Below are 214 nucleotides of genomic sequence, written 5' to 3'. Positions count from 1 at the left end.
TGGGTGCTCGTCGAGGCGGCCGGCATCATCCTGCGGCTCTCGAAGAAGTCGTCCCCTCTCCGGGAATGGGGGCTGGAGATCGCCAAACGCCGCGGGATGGCGAAAGCCGTTGTGGCGGTGGCACGGCGGCTGGCCGTGATCCTGCATCGAATGTGGATGGACAACACGCCATACCGCTGGGAGGCCAAAGCGGCCTGAGCTTGGATTAGAATTC

Annotated in this window: 1 pseudogene; it reads left to right on the top strand. The window is 64.0% G+C overall.

The annotated features are described in order from the left end of the window. Positions 1-198, top strand: a pseudogene (locus C7I85_RS31330) (IS110 family transposase); the annotation flags it as partial. Between the last annotated feature and the right edge of the window lie 16 nt (positions 199-214).

Source organism: Pseudaminobacter soli (ex Li et al. 2025), from assembly GCF_003012705.1.
Classification (GTDB): Bacteria; Pseudomonadota; Alphaproteobacteria; order Rhizobiales; family Rhizobiaceae; genus Pseudaminobacter; species Pseudaminobacter soli.
Note: the sequence above shows the minus strand (reverse complement) of the source record. Positions and strands in the feature narration are given on the sequence as shown.